This window comes from Azoarcus sp. Soil_N_20 (assembly GCF_057656155.1).
In genome coordinates this window covers 214,878-232,252 of the sequence record NZ_JBDGKX010000004.1, presented here as the reverse complement: position 1 = coordinate 232,252, position 17,375 = coordinate 214,878, and the positions used below count along the sequence as shown (strand labels likewise).

At 67.6% G+C, this 17,375-nt stretch carries 18 protein-coding genes; 8 read left to right on the top strand and 10 right to left on the bottom strand.

The genetic code is table 11. The features are described from left to right. Positions 1-81 precede the first annotated feature (81 nt). Positions 82-927, top strand: coding sequence for a carboxylating nicotinate-nucleotide diphosphorylase (nadC, locus tag AC3A35_RS10550; RefSeq protein WP_487436024.1), 846 nt, complete (start codon positions 82-84; stop codon positions 925-927). Here the strand turns inward: nadC and AC3A35_RS10545 are convergent. After that, positions 904-2,649 (bottom strand): alkaline phosphatase family protein, encoded by a 1,746-nt coding sequence (locus AC3A35_RS10545; RefSeq protein ID WP_487436023.1) that lies wholly within the window; start codon positions 2,647-2,649, stop codon positions 904-906. The two genes, nadC and AC3A35_RS10545, sit on opposite strands and share 24 nt — an antisense overlap. Before the next feature lie 74 nt (positions 2,650-2,723). Here AC3A35_RS10545 and AC3A35_RS10540 point away from each other — a divergent pair, with 74 nt between their 5' ends. Next, positions 2,724-3,530, top strand: coding sequence for a creatininase family protein (locus AC3A35_RS10540; RefSeq protein WP_487436021.1), 807 nt, complete (start codon positions 2,724-2,726; stop codon positions 3,528-3,530). Positions 3,531-3,576: 46 nt separating this feature from the next. Further along, on the top strand, positions 3,577-4,404 hold the full coding sequence (locus AC3A35_RS10535; protein WP_487436020.1) for a RibD family protein: 828 nt from the start codon (positions 3,577-3,579) through the stop codon (positions 4,402-4,404). A 20-nt stretch (positions 4,405-4,424) separates the two neighbouring features. Here AC3A35_RS10535 and AC3A35_RS10530 read toward each other — a convergent pair whose 3' ends face one another. The 5 genes from AC3A35_RS10530 to AC3A35_RS10510 form a co-directional block, all read right to left on the bottom strand. Continuing rightward, a complete protein-coding gene (locus AC3A35_RS10530) occupies positions 4,425-5,396 on the bottom strand; it encodes a lysylphosphatidylglycerol synthase transmembrane domain-containing protein (RefSeq protein ID WP_487436019.1) in 972 nt (323 codons plus the stop codon). After that, positions 5,393-6,319: a methyltransferase domain-containing protein gene (locus tag AC3A35_RS10525; RefSeq protein WP_487436018.1), complete on the bottom strand. Its 927-nt coding sequence runs from the start codon at positions 6,317-6,319 to the stop codon at positions 5,393-5,395. Before AC3A35_RS10525 ends, AC3A35_RS10530 begins: the two co-directional genes overlap by 4 nt. A gap of 84 nt (positions 6,320-6,403) precedes the next feature. After that, positions 6,404-7,477, bottom strand: a complete 1,074-nt coding sequence (locus AC3A35_RS10520; protein WP_487436016.1) for a glycosyltransferase family 4 protein — start codon at positions 7,475-7,477, stop codon at positions 6,404-6,406. Continuing rightward, positions 7,474-7,872 (bottom strand): 6-pyruvoyl trahydropterin synthase family protein, encoded by a 399-nt coding sequence (locus AC3A35_RS10515; RefSeq protein WP_487436015.1) that lies wholly within the window; start codon positions 7,870-7,872, stop codon positions 7,474-7,476. Before AC3A35_RS10515 ends, AC3A35_RS10520 begins: the two co-directional genes overlap by 4 nt. Positions 7,873-7,937: 65 nt before the next feature. After that, positions 7,938-8,924 carry a zinc-dependent alcohol dehydrogenase gene (locus AC3A35_RS10510; RefSeq protein ID WP_487436014.1) on the bottom strand — a complete coding sequence of 329 codons (987 nt, stop codon included), beginning with the start codon at positions 8,922-8,924 and terminating at the stop codon, positions 7,938-7,940. An 82-nt stretch (positions 8,925-9,006) separates the two neighbouring features. Here AC3A35_RS10510 and AC3A35_RS10505 point away from each other — a divergent pair, with 82 nt between their 5' ends. Together AC3A35_RS10505 and AC3A35_RS10500 are read left to right on the top strand one after the other, a co-directional pair. Next, positions 9,007-9,777: a CDP-alcohol phosphatidyltransferase family protein gene (locus AC3A35_RS10505; RefSeq protein WP_487436013.1), complete on the top strand. Its 771-nt coding sequence runs from the start codon at positions 9,007-9,009 to the stop codon at positions 9,775-9,777. Then, complete coding sequence (locus AC3A35_RS10500) at positions 9,774-10,385, top strand: YceI family protein (RefSeq protein WP_487436012.1); 612 nt, start codon at positions 9,774-9,776, stop codon at positions 10,383-10,385. Before AC3A35_RS10505 ends, AC3A35_RS10500 begins: the two co-directional genes overlap by 4 nt. Position 10,386: 1 nt before the next feature. On the opposite strand, the gene serA is transcribed toward AC3A35_RS10500, so the two are convergent. The 3 genes from serA to cls are packed head-to-tail and all read right to left on the bottom strand — an operon-like array spanning position 10,387 to position 13,959. Next, positions 10,387-11,619 carry a phosphoglycerate dehydrogenase gene (gene serA, locus AC3A35_RS10495; RefSeq protein WP_487436010.1) on the bottom strand — a complete coding sequence of 411 codons (1,233 nt, stop codon included), beginning with the start codon at positions 11,617-11,619 and terminating at the stop codon, positions 10,387-10,389. 22 nt (positions 11,620-11,641) lie between these two features. Beyond that, the gene (locus AC3A35_RS10490) at positions 11,642-12,562 is read right to left on the bottom strand and encodes a hypothetical protein (RefSeq protein ID WP_487436009.1); all 921 of its coding nucleotides are present in this window, start codon (positions 12,560-12,562) and stop codon (positions 11,642-11,644) included. 59 nt (positions 12,563-12,621) lie between these two features. Continuing rightward, a complete protein-coding gene (gene cls / locus AC3A35_RS10485; protein WP_487436007.1) occupies positions 12,622-13,959 on the bottom strand; it encodes a cardiolipin synthase in 1,338 nt (445 codons plus the stop codon). A 303-nt stretch (positions 13,960-14,262) separates the two neighbouring features. Here cls and AC3A35_RS10480 point away from each other — a divergent pair, with 303 nt between their 5' ends. Further along, on the top strand, positions 14,263-15,342 hold the full coding sequence (locus AC3A35_RS10480) for a flavodoxin family protein (RefSeq protein WP_487436006.1): 1,080 nt from the start codon (positions 14,263-14,265) through the stop codon (positions 15,340-15,342). A 79-nt stretch (positions 15,343-15,421) separates the two neighbouring features. Here the strand turns inward: AC3A35_RS10480 and AC3A35_RS10475 are convergent, their stop codons facing one another. Further along, positions 15,422-15,913, bottom strand: a complete 492-nt coding sequence (locus tag AC3A35_RS10475) for a polyhydroxyalkanoate granule-associated phasin (RefSeq protein ID WP_487436005.1) — start codon at positions 15,911-15,913, stop codon at positions 15,422-15,424. Between the two features lie 327 nt (positions 15,914-16,240). Between AC3A35_RS10475 and AC3A35_RS10470 the strand changes: the two genes are divergently transcribed. Continuing rightward, entirely contained in the window at positions 16,241-16,684 is a 444-nt protein-coding gene (locus tag AC3A35_RS10470; protein WP_487436004.1) for a PRC-barrel domain-containing protein, read from the top strand. Positions 16,685-16,715: 31 nt separating this feature from the next. Further along, positions 16,716-17,327 carry a hypothetical protein gene (locus tag AC3A35_RS10465; RefSeq protein WP_487436003.1) on the top strand — a complete coding sequence of 204 codons (612 nt, stop codon included), beginning with the start codon at positions 16,716-16,718 and terminating at the stop codon, positions 17,325-17,327. The last annotated feature ends 48 nt before the right edge of the window (positions 17,328-17,375 follow it).

Genomic DNA, 17,375 nt, shown 5'->3' with positions numbered 1-17,375 from the left:
CCTGTCGGGAAAAGGCGGCGCGAGGCCGTCGGAGCGCAATGATAGAATCTCGATCCAGCTTACTCAAACCGGTTTCTTATCATGCTCTCCGAACAGATCCGCGTCGAAATCCAGCGTAACGTCGCCGCTTCGCTGGCGGAAGACATCGGTACCGGCGATCTCACCGCACGCCTTGTTCCCGAGCAATCCGAAGCGCGCGGCCGGGTCATCACCCGCGAGGCCGCCGTCATCTGCGGTACCGCCTGGTTCGATGCGGCCTTCGCCGCGCTCAGTCCGGCAGCCAGGGTGGTGTGGCACGTCAAGGACGGCGACCGGGTCGAGGCCGGACAGGAGTTGTGCGAGGTACTCGCCCGCGCCCGCGTGCTGCTCACCGCCGAACGAACCGCACTGAACTTCCTGCAGTTGCTGTCAGGCACCGCGACCGTGACCCGCAGTTTCGTCGATGCGGTGGCCGGCACCGGCGCAAAGATCGTCGATACCCGCAAGACCCTGCCCGGCCTGCGCCTTGCGCAGAAGTATGCAGTTGCGGTGGGGGGCGGGGTAAACCATCGCATCGGTCTGTACGACGGCATCCTGGTGAAGGAGAACCACATCATCGCCGCCGGCGGCATCCGCGAGGTGGTCGAACAGGCCCGTACCATCGCTCCGTCCAACGTCTTCATCGAAGTCGAGGTGGAAAGCCTCGAGGAGCTGCACGAAGCGCTCGACGCCGGTGTCGGCATGATCCTGCTCGACAACATGAGCCTCGACGAGATGCGCGAAGCGGTGCGGATCAACAATGGCCGCGCCGAGCTCGAAGCTTCGGGTGGGGTGAACCTCGAACGGGTGCGGGCGATCGCCGAAACCGGCGTCGACCGGATCTCGATCGGCAGCCTCACCAAGGACGTGCGCGCGCTCGACCTGTCACTGCGTCACATCGAGGCCTGAACGCCCCACGCCTGGTTCCGCCGCGCGCGCATCACCGGCACGGACGATGTTTGCGCCCGTGGTCGGGTGAGCAAGGATATCCACCAGCAGCGCGGTCAGCTCGTGCATGTCGCCGAGCGTCGGCGCATCCATTCCCATCCCGGGCTGAAACCCCGCGGCCTGGAAGCGCGCGAGCAGGGCCGGATCGGCGCTGAACACATGCACCGGCACCTCCCACGAAGCGTCGCGCCCGCTTACGCCGCCGACCGGCTGATGATCGCCGATCACGATCAGCAGCAGATCCGGCGCGGCAAGCTCGGCGAGGTAGCCGGCCAGCCACGCGAAGGTATGGCGCATCGAGTGCAGATAGGCCGGTCGCGGGTCGGTCCACGAAACCGGCGCTTCCAGTGCGGCGGCGACTTGTCCGGAGCTATAGGCATTGTCTCGCAGCAGGCGGCTCCAGTCGCTCAGATAGGGCGCGACCGGCGCGAACGGCGCATGGGAACTCACCGTGGGGAACACGACGAAACGGGGCGCCCGGCCCCCCGCCCGCCCGCGCGCCGGCAGGTCGGCCGTGTATCCCGGCGCGAGCTCCTGGGCGTGGAGCAATGCGAGCGATGCCTGATCGGGGATGCGCCAGAAACCGAACCCCGGCCCGGAATAGCCGATATCGTCGGCGTCCGCGTAGCGATCGAAAGCGTAGAAACGCCCCTCTGGCCACGGTCGCTGCAAACCCGGCATCCACGCCACCGTGCGATAGCCGTGGCGGGAAAAGTGGCTGACCAGCGTCGGCCGGTCGGTGGTGAGAAGCAGCTCGTAATCGCCCGGATCGCGGGTATCGACGCCGGACAGCAAGGCTGCATGTGCGAGCCAGGAGCCGCCGCCGAAGGTTGGCGAGCGCACCCGTGCCGACATCACGCCCCGCCCGCTGCCCCGTGCCGCACGCTGCAACTGCGCGCGCGACTCGGCGAGGCCGGCCGCGATCGCCACATCGTCGATGCTCACCGCGCCATAGGCCTCGGCAAAGATCAGCAACACATCGGCGCCGCGCAAGGCCGCGATCGCCCCGGAAAACTCGGGACCCGGCGACAGCCGCTCGACTTCACGGGGCGAAAGCGCATCGTGCAGTTGAACGCCGGCGCGCACGATGGCGGCACTGACCGGGGTCGCGAACACCGACCGCAGCTCCGGCCACGGCGGCGCGAGGTGGATCAGCACCGCGCCGAAGCCCGCCGCCAGCAACCACCTGCGCCCGGCACAGACATCAAGGCCCTGCACCAGCATGCCGAGCATCCACCGTACGAAGCCGAAAAGCAGTGCGCACCCCGCCACCAGCACCAGGCCGGCGCCGCCGATTCGCCATGGACCAAGCTCGGTCGTCGCCATCCGCAACACCTGCCACGCATGACGTCCGTCCCAGTACAGATTGACCGGACGCCCGAGAACGGCCGGCACCGTCACCTCGATGTAGCGTGCGAGCATCAGCAGGACAAGGACGGAGGCAAGTGCCGCCAGCGCCCGCGCCGACGGTTGGCCACGGCAGCTCACCCAGGCGCACAACACGCTGGCGCCGAGGCAGAGTTCCACCGACAGCTGCAGATCGAAGCGGATACCCACGCCCGGCCAGGCATTGCCGAAGCTCAGCAGCGTATTGAGCGCCAGCAGCGCCACCAGTACACGCAGCAGCGCGCCGCGTTTCGCTTCGCCCCACGCCGGCCGGTCGAACAGCTGTACGCTATTCATCGGCACCCGCCGGAACTCGCGGATCAAACCTGCTTCCAACGCCCATCAACCGCTCCCGCCCCCAAGACATCGACATGCCTTTCTCCCTTCATCCGCTGTGGCAGGACCTGACTCCCGCCGAGATCGGCGCGCTGGCCGAGCAGGACGCGGTCGCCGTGCTGCCGCTGGCGGCGATCGAACAGCACGGGCCGCACCTTCCACTGTCCACCGACCTCGATATCGGCCTGGGACTTGCCGGCGCAGCATTCGCCCGCCTTCCCGCCACCACGCCCGCCTGTCTGTTGCCCCCACTGGCGATCGGACTCAGTCTGGAACACCGCGACCATGCCGGCACCCTGAGCCTGTCGCCGGAGACCGCGCTGGCCGCACTGACCGAGATCGGCGCCAGTGTGGCACGGGCCGGATTCCGCCGTCTGGTGCTGTTCAACAGTCATGGCGGCAACAAGGCGGTGCTCGATCTGGCGGCGCTCCGCCTGCGCGCCACCCATCGCATGCTGGTGGTGCGCGCAAACTACTTCCGCTTCGCCCCGCCGCCCGAGGCCCTGCCCGCGGCCGAACTGCGCCACGGCCTTCATGGGGGCGCGATGGAAACCGCGATGATGATGCATCTGGCACCGCACAAGGTCCGTCACCATGCCATCGCCAATTGGCCCTCGCTCGGCCTCGAGATGGCCGCGGCAGGCAGCCTGCTCGGCCCCGAAGGCGAGGCCGGGTTTGCCTGGATGGCCGCCGACCTCAATCCGGCCGGCGTCACCGGCAATGCCTGCCTCGCGAGCGCCGAACTGGGCGCGAGACTGGTCGAGCATTTCGCCGACGCACTTTCCCGCATCATTGCCGATGCGCACGGCTTCGATCTCGGCCGCCTGGCGGACGGCGCTTGACCCGCCACCGCATTACAGACCACCAACCATGTCCGGAGGTTCTCTGATGGCGCCAGCGGAACTGGACGTCGACGGGGCGTGGCGCCTGATTCTTGCCGCCCGCCGGCACGACTGGGCGGGCACGCGGGTGGCGACACTGACCGACGGGGCGTTCCGGCTCGACATCGAAAGCGGCGGCCGGTGGTCGTCCGACTGCCCTCCCGGGCGCGAAGCCGAGGAGTTGCTGTCGATCTTCCTGCCCCTGGCGGCACGTCCCGGCGCCTTCGTCGTCGGTCAGCTCGGGCAGAGCCTGGATGGGCGCATCGCCACCGAATCGGGCGGCTCGTTCTACATCAACGGCGCGTCGGCACGCACCCATCTGCACCGCTTGCGGGCCCTGGTGGATGCGGTGGTGGTCGGCGTCGGCACGGTCAATGCCGATGACCCGCAGCTCACCGTCCGTCATGCCGCCGGCCCCAATCCGGTCCGCGTGGTGCTCGACCCGCGGGGCCGGGCGCGCATGGACGCACGCCTGTTCCTCGACCGCCAGGCGCCCACCCTTCACTTGTCGAACGCTGCACCGGTGGCCCGTGATGTTCCCACCTTCGCGATCGCGAACGGCGCCGACGGCGTGGATCCGGCCGCCGTCCTCGCCCTGCTAGCCAGCCGCGGGCTACACCGGATCCTGATCGAGGGCGGCGGATTCACCGTCTCGCGCTTTCTGCAGGCGGGTCAGCTCCACCAGTTGCACCTGCTGGTCGCGCCGATGGTGATCGGCTCGGGCCGCCAGGGCCTGAGCCTGCCCCCGATCGACACACTGGACAGCGCGCTGCGCCCTCGCAGCCGTCGTTTCGCCTGCGGCGAGGACACCCTGTTCGAGCTGACCCTGCGCTGAGCGCGCGGCGGGTGGCGCACTCAGGGCGCCGCGCCTCGGCCGCTGCGGGAATGACCGCGGGCGCTGCCGATCAGCACCACCGCCCCCGGCAGGCTGGAGACGAACACCACCAGCCCATAGAGCATCGAGATCGCCACGCCCTGGGCCGGTGGCCAGCCCGCGAGCAGCCACACCAGCGCCGCCGCCCCCTCACGCACGGCCCACCCTGCCACCGACAGCGGCAACGCCATCGCCAGCAGGACGGGCGGGATGAGCGGCAGCAAGTCCGCCGCCGGCAGCAACACCCCGAGCGCTCGCGCACAGCAAAAATAGACCGTGACGTAGCTCGCAACCAGGATCAGTGATCCGAGCAGTTGCAAGGGCAGGACGCCACGTGCGAACAAGGCCTGGCGTGCATCCCGTCCCAGCACCGCCAACGCCGGACGCAAACGGGGGGTGACCAGCATGCCGATCGCCAAGCTGCCGATCAGCCACACCCCCGACGGCAGCGCGAGCGCGGCCAGGCCATCGGTCGCCGCGGTTCGCAGCGCAGGCGACAGCGTCAGCGCCGACCCGGCAACCAGTGCCAGGGCGAGTTGTCCCGATGCGCGCTCGATCAGCACCGCATGCCACGGCGCCCGTCCGCGGCCGCCCGCACCCGCATGGCGCCAGGCCCGGGTGAGGTCGCCCGCGATCCCGCCGGGCAATACCTGATTGAGGAAGCTCGCCAGGTAGTACTCCCGAAACGCCAGCCGCGGCGGCAGCGCAAGGCCTAGACGCGCCGCGGTCAGCCGCCAGCGCCACGCCGACAGCCACACCTGCGGCACCCCGAGCGCCAGCGCCGGCAACAGCCAGCCCGGCGACAGCGGGCCCGGTGCGGCAAGCGCCTCATTGGGCTCCAGCCACCACCACAGCAGTGCCAGCATCCCGGCGCTGAGCGCAAACTGAAGCAGCACGCGCAGCCGCCGGCGCAAGCGGCGCACCCCGGCTTCCGGAAAAGGGGGTTGCATCATTGCCCCCGGGACGGGTCGAACCCGCCGCCCGGAAGGGCAAGGAGGTCGACATGACCGACTTCCACCACCGTATCGGGCCCGAGCAGGGACTCGCGCCGCCGCCGGTACCAGGCCGCGACCCGCGCCGCGGCCGCGGGACACTGGGCTTGCGCCGCGTCGCGCCAGCCCGCGAGCAGTGCCATCGCCAGCCCCTGGTCGGCTGCGACGGACATGCGCAAGCGCCACGGACTGGGTGCAAGCCATACCTGATACCCGTGCGTCGTCAGCGCGTCGGCCAGATGCCGCGCCGCGTCCGGCCCGAGCGCCGCGCCCACGCCCTTTGCCCGCCGTTGATGAGCATTGAAAGCGGCGCGCACGAAGACATCGTCGGCGTCCTCCTCCACTCCGGTCAGACCCCAGCCTCCATCCACGCTGAGGGTGATCAGCACCGCGCAAGCCGCCCGCCCGCATCCACGCGCAAGCCGCTCGATCCAGTCTGCGCCGACCAGATCGATCAGGGCCGAGGCCGTGACCAGATCGAATCCGGACAACTCCTCGGCCTGCCACCGGGCTAGATCGTCGCAGACCGTCTCCACCCGGACCGGCGTCCCCTCCATGTCGCGCCAGGCCGCACCCTGCGCCGCCGCACGCGCGAGCAGTGCGGGATCATGATCGAACAGCGTCCACGCCTGCGGTCCCGGCAGCCGTCCGGCAAGAAAGCGGGGATTGGCGCCGCAACCGGCGCCGAGATCGAGCAGCCGCAGCAGCCCGTCGTCGCGCTGCTGCCGGCGCACCTCGAGCCACTGCTGCGCACGCACGGTCAGGCCGGCATCGCGGGCCCGTGCATCGGCGCCGGCGCGCAAGGCGAGCCAGTCGGCACTGAATCCGGCCTCGGGGTGAAGGCCGTCGGATGGCGCGCCCTGAGCGGAAATCGAATCTGCCATCGAGCCTTCTCCCGACCGTGTCATCCGGACCACGCATTGTTCGAGGGGCGCCTTGCGCGAAGAGAGCGTGCCATCACGGTCCGCCTACGATCCGCCCTGCGCGGCGCCGTCCACCACGCGTTCGAAAGATGAAGCCGCCGCCGGCCAGCCCCGCAGCAGGGTTCTAGCCCTTCTCGCCCCGTCGCGCAACGCCTGGCGCAGGCCGGGTTGTTCGCACACGCGACGCAAGGCGGCACCCAGCGCGGCGGCATCGCCCGGCGGCACCTGCAGGCCGGCCCCGGGGGGAAGCGTCGCGGCCAGCGCACCACCGGTGGTGGTGACCACCGGCAGGCCGCGAGCGATCGCCTCGCTGATCACCATGCCATAGCCCTCGTAATGCGACGCCAGCACGAACAGGTCCGCATCGGCATAGGAACGCGGCAGGACGTCCGTGCCCTGTTCGCCGCACAGCCGGATACGTGCGTCGAGGCGATGGCTGTGTATCAGCGCCCTCACCCGTGCCACATGGTCGGGATCGCGGCTCAGGCTACCCACGCAATCGCAGCTCCAGCGCAGATCGCCCAGCCCGGCGAGCGCCTCCACCAGCACGTCATGACCCTTGCGCGGAATCACGCTGGCCACGCACAGCAGGCGCGGGGGCTGACCCTCGGCCGGTGCGAGCGCTGCGCCATCGACACCGGGCTCCACCACGTCGATCGGGATCGCAGGCAGGCCGAAGTCGGCAAGCCGGCGGGCGGTGAAGGCGCTGGTCGCGACGATGCGGTCGACCTGTGCGAGCGCCGCCGCCTCGCTGCGCAGAAACGCCGCACGCTGCTCCGTATCCAGACCGCTTTCGTCGGCCAGCGGATGATGCACCAGCGCGATCATGCGCAGGCGGCCGCGGTGCGCCGCAACCACCTCCGGCAGCCCCCCGGTCACCAATCCGTCGACCACTACCAGCGCGCCCGCGGGCAGCGCCGCCAGCGCCGCGGCAAACGCCGCGCGCGCGATCGCGTCGGGCGCCGGAAACCGCCCGTTCAGGCCGATCACCGCGACCGTCCATCCGCGCGTGCGCAATCCGTCGACGATGCGTGCATCGTAGACATAACCGCCCGTCAGTTGTGCCGGATCGCCGGCCACGATGAAGGTGCAGTGCCGGCTTGCCGGCGCCCCGCTCACAGGCTTCCCTCGTAGGCGGCCCAGGCGATATGCGACTCGTGCAGCGTGACCTTGAGCGCGGCGAGCCCGCGTCCGCCCTCACCCAGCTGGCCGGCACGCGCCGCCTGCGCAATGCGCTCGAAGATCACCCGCGCCATGAACTCGGTGGTGGTGTTGCGCCCCTTGAATGCGGCCTCGTCATCGAGGTTGCGGAAGTTCAGCTCGGCCAGCAGCGCATGCAGGACGGTACTGGCGAGGCCGATGTCGACCACCAGGCCGTCATCGTCGAGTTCGACGCGCTGAAAGCACACGTCGATCACATAGGTCGCGCCGTGGGTGCGCTGCGCGGGGCCGAAGATCTCGCCCCGAAAACTGTGGGCAATCATGATGTGGTCGCGGACGGTCAGGCTGTACATAGGGGTTCCTCAAGGTGGGACGCAGGTGGTGGACACTGCACAACTGGGGGAAGGCAAACGGATTTTCAGGCTGACGGATAACGGACGCGGTGGCACAGGGTTGCGCCCGGCTCGCCCAGCAGGTGCGGCATGAGTGCGGGCAATTCGAAGAAGTCGCTCTCGCCGTTGATCAGCGCATCGAGGCGCCCATCGGCGAGCAGGGACAGGGCCAGCGCCATGCGCTGCCGGTACGTCCAGCGCGGCGCCCGGATTGGTGGAACGTGGCCGACCTGGCTCGAACGCAGCGTGAGCCGACGGGCGTGAAAGGCGGCGCCGAGCGGCAGGCTTACCTCCTGACGCCCGAACCAGCTCATCTCGATCACCGTCGCCTCCTGGCCGGCGAGGTCCAGCGCCTGGCGCAGTCCGGCCGGGTTACCGCTGGCGTGAAAGACGAGGTCGCAGTCGGGCGTGGCCGCGGCGGGCAGACGAAAGTCCACGCCGAGCGCATTCGCGAGCGCCGCGCGTGCCGGATTGATGTCGATCAGCTCGACCCGCGTGCCCGGCATCCGACTGCACAGCCAGGCCACCAGACTGCCGACCACGCCGCCGCCGATCACCGCGATCCGGTCTCCCACCGCAGGGCCGGCATCCCACAAGGCATTGACCGCCGTCTCCAGGTTGGCGGCCAGCACCGCGCGTGCCGCAGGCACGCCGTCGGGCAGCGGCACGACCGCCGCGACCGGCACCACGTAGTGGCACTGATGCGGAAAAAGGCAGAACACCGGGCGGCCGATCAGCATCCGATCGGCATCGTCGTGCGCCGCTTCGACCACGCCCACATTGGCATAGCCATATTTGACCGGTGCGGGGAAGTCGCCCTCCTGGAACGGTGCGCGCATGCGGCCGAACTCGCTCTCGGGAACGTTGCCGCTGAACACCAGGCTTTCGGTACCCCGGCTGATGGCGCTGAACAGGGCCCGGACCTTCACTTCACCCGCCCGCGGCGGGGCCAGCTCGAGCGCGCGAATCTCGCCACGGCCGGGCGCCGCCGTCCAGAATGCATGAGTAAGCATCAGGCGCTGAACTCCATATCGAAAATCGGGACCAAGAACTGCATTGACCGTACAGTATGCCGAAACGGATGGGAGGAGGCGCATGCAGCGAGGCTCGGAGTCGTCATGCCGACGCCAGGTTCCGGTCGCGATCCTGGAGTTGGCGGCCGGGCTTGCGATTGCGGGTGCGCTCAGTGCGACCGCGGCGGCACTGCTGCCCTTGCCGCACGCACTGCCCCTTGCCGCGGTGCTGGTCTATGTCGGGATGGCGATGCTCGTTGCGTGGCACTGGCCCTCGCTGCGCCAGTCGCTCGGCGCAGCCAATCGGGTCACCGTGGTGCGCGGCGCCCTGGTTTCGGTCGTGGCCGCCACCCTGCCGTTCCCCGCCGTCCTCCGGCACGATGCCCTGTCGATCGCGGTACTGTGCGCCATCGCGCTGCTGCTCGACGGGGTGGATGGCTGGGTTGCGCGCCGTACTGGCAACGCGAGCGCATTCGGCGCACGTTTCGACATGGAGCTCGACGCCTTCTTCATCCTCGTGCTGTGTGTAATGGTGGTGATGCTCGACAAGGCCGGTCCGTGGGTGCTGGCGATCGGCGCCATGCGCTACCTGTTCGTGCTGGCGATGCGCTTCCTGCCCTGGCTGGCCGCCAGCTTGCCCGCCAGCTTCCGGCGCAAGCTGGTGTGCGTGGTACAGGTCGCCAGTCTGCTGCTGTGTCTGCTGCCCTTCGTCACCACGCCGCTCAGCACCTCGATGCTGGCGCTGGCGCTGGCGCTGCTGACGCTTTCGTTCGCACAGGATGTGCGCTGGCTCTTCCTTCACGCCGCCGGACAGCCCGCCCGGCCCCCATGCACCCAAGGAGTCCGACCATGAACCCCGTCCGCCTCAAGCCATCGGCCGCCCCGGCACTGCTCGTCGCCCTGTGGATGTCTTCCGGCTTCGGCCAGCAGGCGCTCGCCGCGCCCCAGACTTACCAGATCGACCCCGAGCATTTCTCGATCGGCTTCCAGGTCGCGCACGTGGGCTATGCCAAGACCATCGGGCTGTTCCTGAAGGGTAGCGGACAGTTCGTGTACGACGAGGAGACCCGCCAGCTCTCCTCCGGCCGCGTGGTGGTTGCCGCCGACAGCGTGTTCACCAACCACCAGAAACGCGACGGCCACCTGCGCGACCGCGATTTCCTGCAGGTCAGGCGCCATCCGGAGATCGTCTTCGAAGCCACCCGCTACACCCCGGGCGCCGACAACTCCGGCAAGCTCGACGGCATGCTCACGATCCTCGGTCAGACTCATCCGGTGACGCTCGACATCACCCTGAACAAGGCTGCGCCCTACCCCTTCGGCCATCGCAAGCACACGCTCGGCGCGTCGGCGACCACGACCCTGCAGCGCAGCAAGTGGGGCATGACCTATGCGGTCCAGGACAACCTGGTGGGCGACGATGTCGAGCTGATGCTGGAATTCGAGGCGCTCCTCCAATAGCTCAGTACAGCATGCGGCAGCGTATCGTGCCCTCGATCGTGCACAGCTGGTCGAAGGCGACCTGGCTCGCCGCGGCATCGACGTCGATCACGACATAGCCGACGTGCTGGTTGGTCTGCAGATACTGCCCGGCGATATTGATTCCGGCCGCGGAGAAGCGCTCGTTGATGCGCGCCAGCATGCCGGGAATGTTGTGGTGGATATGCAGCACGCGGCACATGCCGGCATGCTCGGGCAGCGACACCTCGGGAAAATTCACCGCCGAGATCGTCGATCCGTTGTTGCTGTAGCGCACCAGCTTGGCCGCAACCTCGCGCCCGATGTTGGCCTGCGCCTCGGCGGTCGAGCCGCCGATGTGCGGGGTCAGGATCACGTTGTCGAAGCGGGCCAGCGGCGACACGAAAGGATCGTCGTTGCCGCGGGGCTCGGCCGGAAAGACGTCGATCGCCGCCCCGAGCAGGTGTTTGGCGTCGAGTGCGGCGACCAGCGCGTCGATATCGACCACCGTGCCGCGCGAGGCGTTGATCAGGAAGCTTCCTGCCTTCATCGCCGCGAGGGCCGCGGTGTCGATCATGTTCTTCGTCGCCGGGGTTTCCGGTACGTGCAGGGTGACCACATCGGCCGCCCCCAGCAGGGCCTCGAGCGATGCCGCCTGGCGGGCGTTGCCCAGCGGCAGACGCGGCTCGATGTCGTGAAATACCACCGCCATGCCGAGCTGTTCGGCGAGCACGCCGATCTGGGTGCCGATGTGACCATAGCCGACCACGCCGAGCGTCTTGCCGCGCACCTCCCACGAACTGGCCGCGCTCTTCATCCAGCCGCCACGGTGCTGCAGCGCGTTCTTCTGCGGAATCCCGCGCATCAGCATGATGATCTCGGCCAGCACCAGTTCGGCCACGCTGCGCGTGTTCGAGAACGGCGCATTGAACACCGGAATGCCGAGCCGGGCCGCGTTATCCAGATCGACCTGGTTGGAGCCGATGCAGAAGCAGCCGATCGCCGCGAGCCGGGACGTTTGCCCCAGCACTTCGCCGGTGAGCCGGGTGGTCGAGCGGATGCCGACGAAATGGGCATCGCCGATCGCCGCGATCAACTCGTCCCCGGCCAGCGCGCGCGGAAAGGTCACGATCTGCGTATACCCGTCCGCCACCAGCACATCGACCGCGGAGCGGTGAATGCCCTCGAGCAGGACGAACTTGAGTTTGTCCTTCTGTAACGAAAGCCTTGCCTGCATTGATCAACCCTCCGTGATTCCATCATCTGACCGGAACAACCGGCCGCGGTTTCGGTGCCATCCGCGCAAGCTCCCTGCGCTTCATCTGCAGGTAGTCGTCGCGTTCGAGTTCGTGCAATTGCTGCGGGTGGCGTTCGATCGCGGCAAACCACTCGCGCAGACGTCGCTCCGGCCGCTCCGCCGGCGCCACGGCCTGGGCAGCGAGGTAGGCCTCGATCGCGAGGTAGTAGCGCATCGTGTTGCGCTCGACCACGCCGCGTTCCCCGTCAATGTAGACCGGTGTACCCTCGGGCGTTCGCGAAACGATGGTGAAGCCTACCTTGTTCCGCCCGATGGTCCCGAGGTAGGCCTTCATCGCAAGCTGCGCCGCGCCGCCGTAGCCATAGGAGTAGGCCATGTGAACGAGACTGCGCCGCGCATCGAGCGGCGCGGCTTCGAGCACGATACGATAGTTGGTCGTGCCCAGCGGCCCGGTGTCGGCGTCGAGCAGCACCTGCAGGTAGTCCGGGCCACGGGCGGCGACACGGTAGCCGAAGTCCACCTGGTAGGCGTCCGCCAGCGGCTGATCGAACTTGCGCCCGACAAAGACGCTCAGGACGTCCGCTGCACCCGAGCGCTGCGTGCGGCAGCCCTTGACGTTGAGGTGCACGATCAGAATGTCGCACCAGTGCCCGATTGCCGACAGGGCGCTGCCCACGACGCGGTAGGGGTGGTCGACGATGGCATGGATGCTGCCCTCGAGCGCGCCCTCGGTCTGCATCGATTCGAGCACCAGGGGGCGCCCGAACGGGCTGCTGGCGAACTGGTCGTGAAGCGCGGCATGGCGCTCGCGCAAGCTTGCCGCATCCTGCGCGTGGGCAGCGGACAAGTGCAGCGCCAAGCCCAGCATCAGCAGCCTGCCTGCGGTCAGACAGCAGCCGATGCACGCTGCGCCCGGATTCACCCAGAGCCTCCGGCGTGCGGCTGCGGGGCCGATTACAGGTCCGAAGCGTCGTGCCATACCTACAACCAGTACTGCCACAGCCGACTGAAGATCTCCATTACCCGCAGGTCGATCGAACGTCGTTTCCATTGTTCAAGTGTGATCTGTTCGGATTGGCTCACATCGCGCTCGAATGCAGCACGCATTTGCTCGCCGACCTCCATACCGAGTACGACCGCGTTCACCTCCTCGTTGTGCAGGAAGCTGCGCCAGTCGAGATTGGTCGAGCCCACTGTCGACCACACGCCGTCGATGAGTGCAGTCTTCGAATGCATCAGCGCATGGCGCCGCTCGAAAATCTTGATCCCGGCACGCAGCAACTCGTCGTAGTAAGACCGCCCGGCGTGGAACACCAGCGCCGAATCGGTCGTGCCCGGCAGCATCAGGCGAACATCGACGCCGCGGGCCACCGCCGCCTTGAGTGCGTCCAGCAGTTGCGGATCGGGAACAAAGTAGGCGTTGGTCAGCATGATCTCGGTTTCCGCGCTGTTGATCGCGGACAGCAGGGTCACGTAGATCACGCTGAACGCATCATCGGGCGAACTGCCGATGGCACGCACGACCTCCCTGCCCTGTGGCTGCAACTGCGGAAAGAACTCCCGCGGCGCCAGCGGCTCGCCTTTCTGCCTCTGCCACGTATCGAGGAACAGCTTCTGAAACTCCGCGACCACCGGACCATCGATCTGCAGATGGGTGTCCCGCCACGGCAATGCCCCGCCCGGACGTACCTTCGAGTGGCGGCTGAACGAGCCGCCCGAGTACACACTGCTGATGTTGACACCGCCAAGGAAGGCCGAACGCCCGTCGACAATCAGCAGCTTGCGGTGGTCGCGCTGGTTGACCGTCCATCCGGTCTTTGCCGTCAGTGGATTGACCGGATTGAACTCGAGCGTGCGGATGCCGCTATCGCGCAGACCCTGGAGAAACTCTACCGGCGTGCCGAGCGTGCCCACGCTGTCGTAGATCAGGTTCACCGCCACCCCCTGGCGCTGCTTCCCGATCAGCGCATCGGCGAAGCGTCGGCCGACTTCGTCGTCCTCGAGGATGTAGGTTTCCATGTTGATGTGGTCGCGCGCCGTCTCTATCGCGGCGAACATTGCGCGGTAGGTGTCCGGGCCGTCCTCAAGCAGGCGCACCCGATTGCCACCCAGCAGCGGACTGTCGGAGACGACCTGTTCGAGTGCGAGATGGCGATCGAAGATATTGCTGGCTGCACTGTCTTGCTGCAGCCGCGCAAGGATTTCGCGGCTACGCGCGGCCGACAGCGGTCCGTGGGCCCCGTCGATCTGCACCGGCGAGGCTGCGGGCGCCATGTCGGGCACGATGATCGGCAAGGTGCTGCAGACGCTCAGAACCATCACCAGACTCAGAGGCACGACCCACTTCGCCCACCGCAACGGTCGTATCGTCACGACGCCTCCCGTGGACGCGCTGCCCCGACCCGGAGCGCCGGCCTGTGGCGGGTCTGACACGATCGATTGATGCTGCGCTTGTGGCTCACGGGACAGTGAAGCGATGAAGGAGTCGTGCACGAATGATGTCGCAACACGCCCGGACCTTCTGTTCGTCAGCGTACAGACCATCCTTGCCGCTTGTGCAAATTTGAGCACTGGCGGGGCATCGTGTCCGGCCATCGACGTTTCCACCGTTTCGGAGGCAGCATGCCGCAAGCACCGCGACTGCGTGCAGGTCAGGCGCCTGCAAAGCTCGGACGGACCGAGTTCCATGAGCAGTTCTCAGGCTCTTATGTTGGCCCCGCTTTCGATGAAGTCCGCGATGCACTCGCCAAAGTCGAGGAAGTGGCGTGGGACAACTACAACAAGGGCAACAAGGCGCCGGTAACGCGCAAGGCCGGGCCCGGATTCGCAGACCCCGACTACGCGTTGTCGGTGGACTGGATTGCCACCCGCGATCGCCTGCTGGCGGCGGAAAGGACGCAGAAGGATCGCGCCACCCGGTCGCGGGTGCTGCTCGTCTGCGGCTCGGCACGCAACGACGGCAGCTGCCCGAGCGAGATCTCCAAGACCTTCCGCATGACCCAATGGGCGCGCGAGATACTCGATGCCGAGGGGGTCGAGGTCGACCTGCTCGACCTCAGCCTGCTGACCTCGAGCTACGGCCTGCACATCCATCCGTGCAAGGGCTGCGTATCGACGGCGATGCCGCTGTGCCACTGGCCATGCAGCTGCTACCCGAATCACGGCGCGCGGCAGACCAACGACTGGATGGCGGAGATCTACGAAAAATGGGTCGCGGCCCACGCGGTCATCATCTTCACCCCGGTGTACTGGTATCAGACCCCGAGCGTGCTCAAACTGATGATGGACCGGCTGGTCTGCGCCGATGGCGGCAACCCCGACCCCACCACTACCCACGGCAAGAAGGCCGAGGAGGCGAAGGCGCTCGAACTCGCCGGCTGGGACTATCCCAAGCATCTGGCCGGACGCGCCTACGGCGTGGTGGTGCACGGCGACGTGGCCGGCATCGAGGGCGTGCGCAGAGGTCTGTGTGACTGGCTCGACTGGATGGGCCTGATCGATGCAGGCCCGCTGTCGCACCTGGATCGTTATATCGGCTATTACCAGCCCTATGCCGAAAGCCACGAGGCGCTCGATCGCGACGACGCGGTACAGGAAGAGGTCCGCAATGTCGCCAGGGCGGTGGCGAAAGCGGTGGTGATGCTGCGCGCAGGCGAGCTGACCGGGGCCGATGCGAATCTGCGTCAACCGCGCCCGAAGTAGCCGCGCCACCCGGTCCGTTCAGGCGCCTGCAGCGACGCTCGAACTTCGTAGGACGCCGCATCGGCGACGCATGGCGGTGTTATCCGTTGGCGAGCCGCCGGCCATTTTCCACCGCCCGCAGATGGATCGGCCTGAGCCCGCTGTGGGCAAGGCGGGCGACGGAGCTGGAGAAGTGCGAGGCCGTGTCGGCGGACTGGGTCATGGTGTGGGCCAGCGTCGCCTGCCTTTCGACCGACTCGCTGACGCTGCGGCTCGCAGCCAGGGACACCATGCCGGTCGCGCCGGCGAGCATCAGCCCGAATGCCCGCGTCCACAGGTGCAGGTTGATCGTCATCATCTGCGCAGCCATGGCCTCGGCCGACTCGATGGCTGCGTCGAATTTTTCCTGTCCCATCAGGGCGAACTCGCTGCAGTCCTGCGAGCTCGGGTTGGGACCGACCGCCGCCATGCGAGTCGTGCGGTGGCCGATCACCTGTGCCGACGCCATCATCATCTCGCCCGTTCTCATCACCAAGTCGGTCCACTCCTGGACTGGATTGGCGAACACCCCAAAGGGCTGGTTTGATCTCATACAGGTTTGCTCCATTCGGGTTGAAGGGGTGGGGATCCGTGTTCCGACTCACTCGTCACGGCGACCGCTATCCGGTCGCTCGATCGGGCCTGCAGCGCGAACTGCTGGTTCGAAGCGGAGGTAACGGCATTCAGTATGGGGCCAGCGCGACGCATCGTCCGTGCGATGTCGTACAGACGTCGGCAGGGGGCGACCGACTTGTCGCCCAGCGTGCGTTGCCGAACAGACCACGCGTCGTTGTCCATGCACGCTTTCGACACGGGGCAATGCAGCATCCTTCGGGATCGATCGCCCCCGGGTAGGAAGCTGTTTCAACCGGAGATGAAAATGAACGACGACGATCGCGACACCACTTACAACGACCGCAATGCCACCGCCGAACGCGTCGAACCCGACCTGACGCCGGGCCCCGGCCCCCGGCTGATGAGTGCAGGCACCCTCATCGGCGATGATGTGTACAACACCAATGGCGACGATCTGGGGAAGGTCAAGGAGATCATGCTGGACGTGAGCCGCGGCCGCGTCGCGTACGCGGTGCTGTCCTACGGCGGCGTCCTGGGCATGGGCGAAAAACTGTTTGCCGTGCCGTGGAACGCATTGATGCTCGACACGATGAACAAGCGTTTTCTGCTCAACATCGACCCGGCCCGCCTCAAGGACGCACCCGGATTCGACAAGGACGCGTGGCCGGATATGGCCAGTCAGGCCTGGAGCGACGAGCTCCACGCCTTCTACGGAACCAAGCCGTATGCGGACGAACTGCGGCCATGAAGGTCGTCCGCAAGGCGACACGGAGGTCATCATGAACAGTCAGTCAAACCAGGGCGCGAACAAAACAGCGGCAGCCAGCCGCCCTACCCCGGCACCCAATCCGGCAGTTAGCGGGCCCGAGCTCGAGACCTGGCCCCACCGGGTGTCCGCGGTCTATCCAAGCCTGACCGAGGCCGAAGGACTGCGTCGGGAGCTGATCGAGCTCGGCTTTGCCGACAGCGCGATCGAAGTCAGGCATGCACCCGAACCGACGACTGCCGACGCCGACAGCGACGAGGTGCTCAAGGCGGTGCTGGTGGACGGCGCGGTGGGCACCGCCGTGGGTACCGGTGTGGGTGCCATCGGCACCGTGGCACTGGTCGCGGCCAACGTGACCCTTTTTGTCGCCAGCCCGGTGCTCGCGCCGCTGGCGATGCTGGGCTGGTTCGCCGGCCTCGGCGGCGTCGTCGGTGCCGCGGTCGGCGCGACCGCCGGTGCCGCCCGCAAGGAAGGCAAGTTCTCCGATCTGGTTGCGGATGCGATCAAGGCCGGACATACGGTGCTGGTCGTCCGGACCGATAACGAAGCCGAGCGCGACCTGGCCAGGAGAGTCATCACCGAATCGCTCAAGGGTCGTGACGAATCCCCGGTGGAATCCACCTGAACACCCGTCCGTCGTCGCCCCCGCACGGCCGCCACCGCACACCGTTGC

Excerpts from the sequence above, each read along its gene's own strand:
- AC3A35_RS10480 (WP_487436006.1), top strand. The coding sequence starts at position 14,263 with ATGCCGCAAGCACCGCGACTGCGTGCAGGTCAGGCGCCTGCAAAGCTC.
- AC3A35_RS10470 (WP_487436004.1), top strand. The coding sequence starts at position 16,241 with ATGAACGACGACGATCGCGACACCACTTACAACGACCGCAATGCCACC.
- AC3A35_RS10500 (WP_487436012.1), top strand. The coding sequence starts at position 9,774 with ATGAACCCCGTCCGCCTCAAGCCATCGGCCGCCCCGGCACTGCTCGTC.
- cls (WP_487436007.1), bottom strand. The coding sequence starts at position 13,959 with ATGGTTCTGAGCGTCTGCAGCACCTTGCCGATCATCGTGCCCGACATG.
- AC3A35_RS10525 (WP_487436018.1), bottom strand. The coding sequence starts at position 6,319 with ATGGCAGATTCGATTTCCGCTCAGGGCGCGCCATCCGACGGCCTTCAC.
- AC3A35_RS10515 (WP_487436015.1), bottom strand. The coding sequence starts at position 7,872 with ATGTACAGCCTGACCGTCCGCGACCACATCATGATTGCCCACAGTTTT.
- serA (WP_487436010.1), bottom strand. The coding sequence starts at position 11,619 with ATGCAGGCAAGGCTTTCGTTACAGAAGGACAAACTCAAGTTCGTCCTG.
- AC3A35_RS10530 (WP_487436019.1), bottom strand. The coding sequence starts at position 5,396 with ATGATGCAACCCCCTTTTCCGGAAGCCGGGGTGCGCCGCTTGCGCCGG.
- nadC (WP_487436024.1), top strand. The coding sequence starts at position 82 with ATGCTCTCCGAACAGATCCGCGTCGAAATCCAGCGTAACGTCGCCGCT.
- AC3A35_RS10510 (WP_487436014.1), bottom strand. The coding sequence starts at position 8,924 with ATGCTTACTCATGCATTCTGGACGGCGGCGCCCGGCCGTGGCGAGATT.
- AC3A35_RS10540 (WP_487436021.1), top strand. The coding sequence starts at position 2,724 with ATGCCTTTCTCCCTTCATCCGCTGTGGCAGGACCTGACTCCCGCCGAG.
- AC3A35_RS10535 (WP_487436020.1), top strand. The coding sequence starts at position 3,577 with ATGGCGCCAGCGGAACTGGACGTCGACGGGGCGTGGCGCCTGATTCTT.
- AC3A35_RS10465 (WP_487436003.1), top strand. The coding sequence starts at position 16,716 with ATGAACAGTCAGTCAAACCAGGGCGCGAACAAAACAGCGGCAGCCAGC.
- AC3A35_RS10475 (WP_487436005.1), bottom strand. The coding sequence starts at position 15,913 with ATGAGATCAAACCAGCCCTTTGGGGTGTTCGCCAATCCAGTCCAGGAG.
- AC3A35_RS10505 (WP_487436013.1), top strand. The coding sequence starts at position 9,007 with ATGCAGCGAGGCTCGGAGTCGTCATGCCGACGCCAGGTTCCGGTCGCG.
- AC3A35_RS10545 (WP_487436023.1), bottom strand. The coding sequence starts at position 2,649 with ATGAATAGCGTACAGCTGTTCGACCGGCCGGCGTGGGGCGAAGCGAAA.